The sequence below is a fragment of the Salipiger mucosus DSM 16094 genome, from assembly GCF_000442255.1.
GTDB classification, from domain to species: Bacteria; Pseudomonadota; Alphaproteobacteria; order Rhodobacterales; family Rhodobacteraceae; genus Salipiger; species Salipiger mucosus.
Map to the genome: position 1 here is coordinate 1 of NZ_KE557276.1, position 8167 is coordinate 8167.

Genomic DNA, 8167 nt, shown 5'->3' on the forward strand with positions numbered 1-8167 from the left:
GGGCGCCGCCCGCGGCCCGGGGCTGCTCGGCCGCCTGCTGGGCCGGGGCGCGGCCCCGGGCACGCCCGAGGTGCGCCGCGTGCTCGACGACGAGATGCTGGAAAGCCTCGAGGAGCTGCTCATCGCCTCGGACATGGGCGTCGACACCGCCCTGCGCGTCAGTGCCAACATCGCCGAGGGCCGCTACGGCAAGCGCGTCTCGGCGCGCGAGATCAAGGAGCTGCTCGCCGCCGAGGTCGCCCGCATCATGGAGCCCGTCGCGCGGCCGCTGCCGCTCTACCCCAAGACGCCGCAGGTGGTGCTGGTGGTGGGCGTCAACGGCTCGGGCAAGACCACGACCATCGGCAAGCTCGCCAGCCAGTTCCGCGCCGCCGGCAAGTCGGTGGTGATCGCCGCCGGCGACACCTTCCGCGCCGCCGCCGTCGAGCAGCTGCAGATCTGGGGCGACCGCGCCGGCGTGCCGGTGCTGACCGCGCCCGAGGGGAGCGACCCCGCCAGCCTCGCCTTCGACGCCATGACCAAGGCGCAGGCCGAGGGCGCCGACCTGCTGATGATCGACACCGCCGGGCGCCTGCAGAACCGGCAGGACCTGATGGAGGAGCTGGCCAAGATCGTCCGCGTCATCCGCAAGAAGGACCCCGACGCGCCGCACAACACCCTGCTGGTGCTGGATGCCACCACCGGCCAGAACGCGCTGCGGCAGGTCGAGATCTTCCGCCAGGTGGCCGATGTCTCGGGGCTGGTGATGACCAAGCTCGACGGCACCGCCAAGGGCGGGGTGCTGGTGGCGCTGGCCGACAAGTTCGGCCTGCCGATCCACGCCATCGGCGTGGGCGAGCAGATCGACGACCTGCAGCCCTTCGACCCCGAGGAATTCGCCACCGCGCTCACCGGGCTCGAGGCCTGACAGGCCGGCCGGGGCCGCCCGGGCCGGGGCGCGACTCAGTCGTGCGTGCCCAGAACCCGCTCGAACTGGCGCAGGACCAGCAGCACGACCACGACCAGCACCGTGGCCATGGCCGCCAGCGGCATCTGGCCCGCCCCGCAGCCAAGGCCCACGGCCCCCGCCAGCCAGAGCGAGGCGCCGGTCGTCACGTTCCTGACCTTGCCGCCTGCGGTGAAGATCAGCCCGGCGGCAAGGAAGGCCACGCCCGCCGTCACCGCCTCGATCATGCGGATGGGGTCGTTGCGCTGCTCGCCCTCGCCGAAATCCAGCGCGGCCAGCTCGCGTCCCAGGATCACGAAGAGGCAGGCCGCCACCGCGACCAGGATATGCGTGCGCAGACCCGCGGGCTTGTGACGCCACTCGCGCTCGGCGCCGATCACGGAGGCCAGCACGATCGCCGCCAGCAGGCGCGCGAAGGCAACGGGCGCCGGCACCACCGAGAAGGTGCCCTCGAACTCCGAGATGATCTGTTCCAGCATGGCTCGCTCCGGCTGTTGGGGTTCGGATGGTAACAGATTCGCGACTGCGCCGGTTCCAGCGCCGCGCGCCCTCCGTGGCGGCAGGCGCTTTGTGACCGCGGGGCCGTTGAGCTATGGCGCGCGGGCGGCTATCTCTCGCCCGAACAGGGAGAGCTTCATGGCGGAACGGCAGATCAACCCACTCCTCAAATCGGCGCTCGAGATCGGGCCGGTCCTCGTCTTCTTCGTGGCCTACCTCGCGCTCAAGGATCGGGTCTTCACCATCGGCGGCGAGGCCTACGACGGCTTCATCGTGGTCACCGCCGGCTTCATCCCGCTGATGCTGGCCTGCACCGGGCTGCTGTGGAAGCTGACCGGCCACCTCAGCCGCATGCAGGTGGTGACCGCCGTGCTGATCGTGGTCTTCGGCGGGCTCTCGGTCTGGCTCAACGACGAGCGCTTCTTCAAGATGAAGCCGACGCTGATCTACCTGCTCTTCGGCACGGCGCTGGGCATCGGCCTGCTGCGCGGCGAAAGCTGGCTGCGCACGGTGATGGAGGGGCTCATGCCGCTCCGGCACGAGGGCTGGATGATCCTGACAAAGCGCTTCACGGCCTTCTTCTTCGGCCTCGCGATCCTCAACGAGCTGGTCTGGCGCACCATGACGACCGAGGCCTGGGTCTACTTCAAGACCTTCGGCCTCACCGCGGCGGTCTTCGTCTTCTTCCTGGCGCAGGGCAGCCTCTTCAAGCGCTACGGGCTCGAACAGGACGAAAGCTGACCCCGGCTTGACCCCGTACAAGGCGCGCAGCGGGCACCGGCGCGAGACTCGCGGGCGTGGCCGGTTCGGGCCACGCGTGTCGGAGTGTGTCGTCATGTCATCGGTCCGGGTTTCCCCGCGCGGCGCCGCGCCGCGCATGCTGTGGCTGGGCTATGCCGCAGCGGGTCTCGTCGTCCCCGTCGTGGCCTTCCTGATCCCCGCGCGCCACGGGCTGCCCTCGATGCGGCGCATCGAGGAGTTTCTGGCGCCCGACATGCTGGTGGCATGGATGCTGCTGGGGCTGCTGCCGCTCATCGTGGCCATGGCGCTGCTGCGCGACCGGCTGGGCCTGCGCTACCAGGTCAGGTCTGGCGCGGCAGCCGCGCGTTGGGCGCGCTGGCGCTGGCGGGGCCTCAGCCCCGGTCGTCGGGCGCGTCGGGGTCGGGCTGGCCGACCCCCTTGAAGACGAACTTGAAGGGCAGGGCCCAGAGGAAGCCCAGCCCCACGTAGACCAGCAGCTCGACCAGGATCGGCGGACGCGAGAGCGCGTTCACCAGGCTGACCGCCGCCACGATGTAGAGCGGCAGCCAGACCACCAGCAGCAGAATCGAGAGGCGCTTGCGGGTCTTGTGCTTGAGAGCCATGCGCGTGGACCTAGTCCGCGAAGGGGTCGGTGACGAGGATCGTGTCCTCACGCTTGGGCGAGGTCGAGAGCAGCGCCACCGGGCAGCCGATCAGCTCCTCGACGCGGCGCACGTACTTGATCGCGTTGGCGGGCAGCTCGGCCCAGCTGCGCGCGCCCTCGGTCGATTCGCTCCAGCCCGGCATCTCCTCGTAGACCGGCGTGCAGCGCGCCTGCTGGTCCGCGGCGATCGGCAGGTGGTCCAGCACCTCGCCGTCCAGCTCGTAGCCGGTGCAGATCTTCAGCGTGTCGAAGCCGTCGAGCACGTCGAGCTTGGTCAGCGAGATGCCGTTGACGCCCGAGGTCACGCAGGTCTGGCGCACCAGCACCGCGTCGAACCAGCCGCAGCGGCGCTTGCGGCCCGTGGTTGTGCCGAACTCGTGCCCGCGCTCGCCCAGCCGCTGGCCGTCGTCGTCGTCCAGCTCGGTCGGGAAGGGGCCTTCGCCGACGCGGGTGGTGTAGGCCTTGACGATGCCGAGGACGAAATCCACCGCGCCCGGCCCGATGCCGGTGCCCGTGGCGGCCTGCCCGGCGATCACGTTCGAGGAGGTCACGAAGGGATAGGTGCCGAAGTCGATGTCCAGCAGTGCGCCCTGCGCGCCCTCGAAGAGGATGCGCTTGCCGGCGCGGCGCTTCTCGTTGAGCACCTTCCAGACCGGGCCCGCGTATTGCAGGATCTCGCCCGCGATCTTCTCGAGGCTAACCATCAGCGCGGCGCGGTCCACGGGCTCGAGCCCGAGCCCCCGGCGCAGCGCGTCGTGGTGCAGCAGCGCGCGGTCGACCCGCGCCTCGAGTGTCGCGCGATCGGCAAGGTCGGCCACCCGGACCGAGCGGCGCCCCACCTTGTCCTCGTAGGCCGGGCCGATGCCGCGCCCGGTGGTGCCGATCTTGGTGCCCTTGCCGGCGGCCTCCTCGCGGGCGCGGTCGAGCTCGCCGTGGATGGGCAGGATCAGCGGCGTGTTCTCGGCGATCATCAGCGTCTCGGGCGTGATCTCGACGCCCTGCGCGCGGATCGTCGCGATCTCCTCGACCAGGTGCCAGGGGTCCAGCACCACGCCGTTGCCGATCACGCTCAGCTTGCCGCCGCGCACCACGCCCGAGGGCAGCGCGTGCAGCTTGAATACCGTGCCGCCGATGACCAGCGTGTGGCCCGCGTTGTGCCCGCCCTGGAAGCGGGCGATCACGTCGGCGCGCTCCGACAGCCAGTCGACGATCTTGCCCTTGCCCTCGTCGCCCCACTGGGCGCCCACGACGACCACGTTTGCCATGCCGAACCTCCGGTGATGAAACCCGGGTCCGTATAGCCATGTGGCGGAGGCGGGGAAACCTGTTTCTCGGACCCGGACGCACGCGCGGCCTTGCGTCGCGGGGGGCGTCAGGGCAGGGCGTGCAGCCAGGCCCAGATGGTGAAGATGCACAGCCCCGTCGCCAGCAGCACCGAGGAGGCCGCCACCCGCTTGGCCCGCCCGTAGAGATTGGCGAAGACATAGGCGTTGACCCCCGGCGCCACCGCCGCCGTCACCACGCCCGAGCGCAGCGCGTCGGTGCCCAGGTCGAAGGCCTGCCCGAGGCTCCACATGATCGCCGGGTGCAGCCCCAGCGAGATCGCGCAGACGAAGAGGATCGTGCGCATGTCGCCCTCGGGGCGGTAGCGGAAGAGGATGCCACCCAGCGCGAAGAGCGCCGAGGGCAGCGCGGTGCGGATCACCAGGTCCAGCGCCTGCGTCACCGGCCCGGGCAGCGAGACGTTGCCGATGTTGAAGGCCACGCCGATGGCGATGCCGATGACCAGCCCGTTGCGGAAGACCGACCGCAGGATCGTGCCCGGCACCTTGCGCAGCGCCGTGCCGCGGGCGCGGGCGATCTCCATCGCGGTGATGCCGAGGATGTAGCCGAAGGGCGAGTGCAGCGCGATGATGGCGTAGTTGCCCGCGAGCGCATCGGCCCCGTAGGCGCGCTCGGTGATCGGCAGGCCCAGCAGCAGCGAGTTCGAGAAGAGCCCGCAGAAGCCGATGGCGACCGAATCCTCCCAGTCGCGCTTGAAGATGTAGCGCGCCCCCAGCAGCCCGGTCGCGAAGCCCGCCGTGGCGCCGGTGTAGAAGGCCAGCAGCAGCAGCGGCTCGAAATGCGCGCCGAAGTCCAGCGTCCACATGGCCCGGAAGAGCAGGCAGGGAATCGCGATGGTCTGGGTGAAGCCCATCAGCCCGTCGACCGCGTTCTCGGTCAGCAGCCCCCGCCAGCTCGCGAGGTAGCCCGCGCCGATGACGAGGAAGACCGGCAGGATGACGTCGACGAGTGCCTGCATGTCAGCGCACGCGCTCGTGGGCGCCCTCGCGGCGTGGCGCGGCGTCCGGCCGGGGGCCTCCGGCGGGGATATTTGCGGCCAGAAGATGCGCGCGGGGCGGGCGCGGCCCGCGGAGGCGCGCGCCGTCAGATCTCATAGCGGATGACCATGCCGTCGTGGGCCGGGGTGATGTGGTCCGGGGTCTCGGCCGCGACGACGTCGTGGTCGAGGTCGATGTGCATGTTGGTGAGCACCGCGCGGCGCGGGGCCATGCGCTCGATCCACTCCAGCGCGAGGTCGAGATGCGCGTGGGTGGGATGCGGCGTGCGGCGCAGCGCGTCGAGGATCCAGCAGTCGAGGTCGCGCAGGTGCGCCCAGCTCTCGTCGGGGATGGAGATCACGTCGGGCAGGTAGGCGAGATCGGCGATGCGGAAGCCGAGCGCCTCGATGCTGCCGTGGTCCACCCGGAAGGGCGTGAGGCTTATCGGCCCGCCGGCGCCCTCGATGGTGAAGGGGGCGCGCTCGATCGTGTGCATCTCGAGGATCGGCGGGTAGGGGCTGCTCTCGGGCTGCACGAAGGCATAGCCGAAGCGCGTCAGCAGGGCGTTCTGGGTGTCGCCGTCGGCCCAGACGGGCAGCCGCTCGCGGCGGTTGAAGACGACCTGGCGCAAATCGTCGAGCCCGTGCACGTGGTCGGCGTGGCTGTGGGTCCAGACCACCGCGTCGAGCAGGCCCACGCCCGCGTCGAGAAGCTGCGCGCGCATGTCGGGCGAGGTGTCGATCAGCACCCGCGTGGTGCCCCCGGGGCCCTCGCGCTCGATCAGCAGCGAGCAGCGGCGGCGGCTGTTCTTCGGGTTCGCCGGGTCGCAGTCGCCCCAGTTGCCGCCCAGCCGCGGCACGCCGCCCGAGGAGCCGCAGCCGAGGATGGTGAAGCGCAGCTCGCTCATGCCGGCGTCCAGGCGGCGGCCTTGGTGAAGAGGCGCTCGAAGTTGGCCTCGGTCGCGGCGGCGAAGTCGGCGTAGTCGAGGCCGAAGGTCTCGGCGCCGACCCTGGCCGTGTGCACCGTGTAGCCCGGCTCGTTGCGCTTGCCGCGGTAGGGCGGCGGCGCGAGGTAGGGGCTGTCGGTCTCGACGAGGATCCGCTCGAGCGGGGCCTCGGCGAAGATCGCGCGCAGCTCCTTGGACTTGGGGAAGGCCGAGATGCCCGACATCGACAGGTAGAAGCCGCAGTCGAGCGCCGCGCGCGCGAGGTCCGCGCCCGAGGAGAAGCAGTGCATGACGCAATTGTAGGGCTTGTCGCGGTAGCCCCGGGTCAGGATCGCCGCCATGTCCTCGTCGGCGTCGCGCGCGTGGATGATGAGCGGCAGGCCCGTCTCCTGCGCCGCGGCGATGTGCACCTGCAGGCTCTCTTTCTGCACCTCGGCGCTCTCGGCGGTGTAGTGGTAGTCGAGGCCGGTCTCGCCGATGCCCACGAACTTCGGATGCTGCGTCAGCGCGACCAGCTCGTCGACCGTGGCCAGCGGCTCCTCGGCGGCGCTCATGGGGTGGGTGCCGGCGGCGTAGAAGACCGGGTCGTTCGCCTCGGCGATGGCGCGGACCTGCGGCTCGTTCCGCAGGCGGGTGCAGATGGTCACCATCCGGTGCACCCCGGCCTCCAGCGCGCGGGCGATGACCTGCGGTCTCTCCGCGTCGAAGTCGGGGAAATCGAGATGGCAGTGGCTGTCGGTGATTGCGGGTGTCGTCATGCGCGCATCCTTTGCGCCTTGGTATCGGGGAAGGCAAGGGGAGGGTCAAGCAGATGACCCGGCGCGGCTCATCCCTGCCCGATGATGCGGCGCAGCGCGTCGAGCCCGTCGGTCAGCGCGGCAGGCCCGGGCTGCAGGATGAGCGGCGACTTGATCTCGTGCACCGCGCCCGCGCGCACCGCCGGGGTTGCCTCCCAGCCGGGGCGGGACATGATGCGCTCGGGGCGGACCTTCTTGCCGCACCAGGAGCCGAGGATGATCTCGGGCGCCCGGGCGATGACCGCCTCGGGGTCCACGATGCGCCCGGTGGCGGCCTGCGCCCGCGCGAGCTCGGGGAAGATGTCCTCGCCGCCGGCGATCCCGATCAGCTCCGAGACCCAGCCGATGCCCGAGATCAGCGGCTCGTCCCATTCCTCGAACCAGACGCGCGGCCGGTGCGCGGGCGGGGCGGCGCGCATCTCGGCGATGCGGGCCTCGTAGCCCGCCGCCAGCGCCTCGGCGCGCGCGGCGGCGCCGACCAGCCGGCCCAGCGTGCGGATCATCGCGAGGATGCCGGCCACGTCGCGCTGGTTGAAGGCATGCACCGCCACGCCGGCGCGGATCAGCTCGGCGGCAATGTCCGCCTGCAGGTCCGAGAAGGTGAGCACCAGGTCGGGCTCGAGCGCCAGGATCCTGGGAATGTCGGCCGAGGTGAAGGCGCCGACGCGGGGCTTTTCGCGCCGCACGCGGGGCGGGCGCACGGCATAGCCCGAGACGCCGGCGATGCGGTCCTCCTCGCCCAGCAGGTAGAGCGTTTCGACCGTTTCCTCGGTCAGGCAGACGATGCGCTCGGGCAGGCTCATGGGATCACGTCCAGCGGTTGCAGCAGCGGGCCGTCCGGCGTGCGCAGGATATGGCCCCGCAGGTGGAAGACATCGGCCAGCAGACGCTCGGTCAGCACCTCCATCGGCGGGCCGTCGGCGACCAGCCGGCCGCCATCGAGCACCAGCAGCCGCGAGCAGTGCCGCGCCGCCAGCGTCAGGTCGTGGAGCGAGACCAGCACCGCGTGGCCCTCGCGCGCGAGCCCCTCGAAGACGCGCAGCGTGGCGATCTGGGCCGCCGGGTCCAGCCCCGCGATCGGCTCGTCGGCCATGAGCAGCGGCGCCTCCTGCGCCAGCGCGCGGGCGATGAGGGCGCGGGCCTGCTCGCCGCCGGAAAGCTCCGTCGCCTTGCGGTGGCGGAAGCTCTCGAGCCCCATGCGCGCCAGCGCCTCGTCCACGGCGGCGCGGCCGGCGGGGCCCGCGCGGCTCTCGT

At 71.4% G+C, this 8167-nt stretch carries 11 protein-coding genes; 3 read left to right on the forward strand and 8 right to left on the reverse strand.

Annotation, left to right across the window (positions count from 1 at the left end; all coding sequences use genetic code 11):
* Positions 1 to 907 (forward strand): signal recognition particle-docking protein FtsY (gene ftsY, locus SALMUC_RS11945; RefSeq protein WP_020043663.1); only part of this gene is annotated, 907 nt, incomplete at its 5' end.
* A 35-nt stretch (positions 908 to 942) separates the two neighbouring features.
* Here the strand turns inward: ftsY and SALMUC_RS11950 are convergent.
* Positions 943 to 1425 carry an MgtC/SapB family protein gene (locus tag SALMUC_RS11950; RefSeq protein ID WP_020043662.1) on the reverse strand — a complete coding sequence of 161 codons (483 nt, stop codon included), beginning with the start codon at positions 1423 to 1425 and terminating at the stop codon, positions 943 to 945.
* Between the two features lie 157 nt (positions 1426 to 1582).
* Between SALMUC_RS11950 and SALMUC_RS11955 the strand changes: the two genes are divergently transcribed.
* Both SALMUC_RS11955 and SALMUC_RS11960 read left to right on the forward strand, forming a co-directional pair.
* Positions 1583 to 2185 carry an inner membrane-spanning protein YciB gene (locus SALMUC_RS11955; protein WP_020043661.1) on the forward strand — a complete coding sequence of 201 codons (603 nt, stop codon included), beginning with the start codon at positions 1583 to 1585 and terminating at the stop codon, positions 2183 to 2185.
* Positions 2186 to 2279: 94 nt separating this feature from the next.
* Entirely contained in the window at positions 2280 to 2627 is a 348-nt protein-coding gene (locus SALMUC_RS11960) for a hypothetical protein (protein WP_020043660.1), read from the forward strand.
* Here SALMUC_RS11960 and SALMUC_RS11965 read toward each other — a convergent pair.
* The 7 genes from SALMUC_RS11965 to SALMUC_RS30450 form a co-directional block, all read right to left on the reverse strand.
* On the reverse strand, positions 2578 to 2808 hold the full coding sequence (locus SALMUC_RS11965) for a DUF2842 domain-containing protein (protein WP_020043659.1): 231 nt from the start codon (positions 2806 to 2808) through the stop codon (positions 2578 to 2580). The genes SALMUC_RS11960 and SALMUC_RS11965 overlap by 50 nt on opposite strands.
* 10 nt (positions 2809 to 2818) lie before the next feature.
* Complete coding sequence (locus SALMUC_RS11970; RefSeq protein WP_020043658.1) at positions 2819 to 4114, reverse strand: adenylosuccinate synthase; 1296 nt, start codon at positions 4112 to 4114, stop codon at positions 2819 to 2821.
* 107 nt (positions 4115 to 4221) lie between these two features.
* On the reverse strand, positions 4222 to 5151 hold the full coding sequence (locus SALMUC_RS11975; RefSeq protein ID WP_020043657.1) for an AEC family transporter: 930 nt from the start codon (positions 5149 to 5151) through the stop codon (positions 4222 to 4224).
* A 125-nt stretch (positions 5152 to 5276) separates the two neighbouring features.
* Complete coding sequence (locus SALMUC_RS11980; RefSeq protein ID WP_020043656.1) at positions 5277 to 6077, reverse strand: MBL fold metallo-hydrolase; 801 nt, start codon at positions 6075 to 6077, stop codon at positions 5277 to 5279.
* Entirely contained in the window at positions 6074 to 6874 is an 801-nt protein-coding gene (locus tag SALMUC_RS11985; protein WP_020043655.1) for a TatD family hydrolase, read from the reverse strand. Before SALMUC_RS11985 ends, SALMUC_RS11980 begins: the two co-directional genes overlap by 4 nt.
* 68 nt (positions 6875 to 6942) lie before the next feature.
* Positions 6943 to 7716, reverse strand: coding sequence for a cobalamin-binding protein (locus tag SALMUC_RS11990; RefSeq protein ID WP_020043654.1), 774 nt, complete (start codon positions 7714 to 7716; stop codon positions 6943 to 6945).
* The coding region (locus tag SALMUC_RS30450) for an ATP-binding cassette domain-containing protein (RefSeq protein WP_198014576.1) at positions 7713 to 8167 on the reverse strand (455 nt) is incomplete at its 5' end. The genes SALMUC_RS30450 and SALMUC_RS11990, both read right to left, overlap by 4 nt.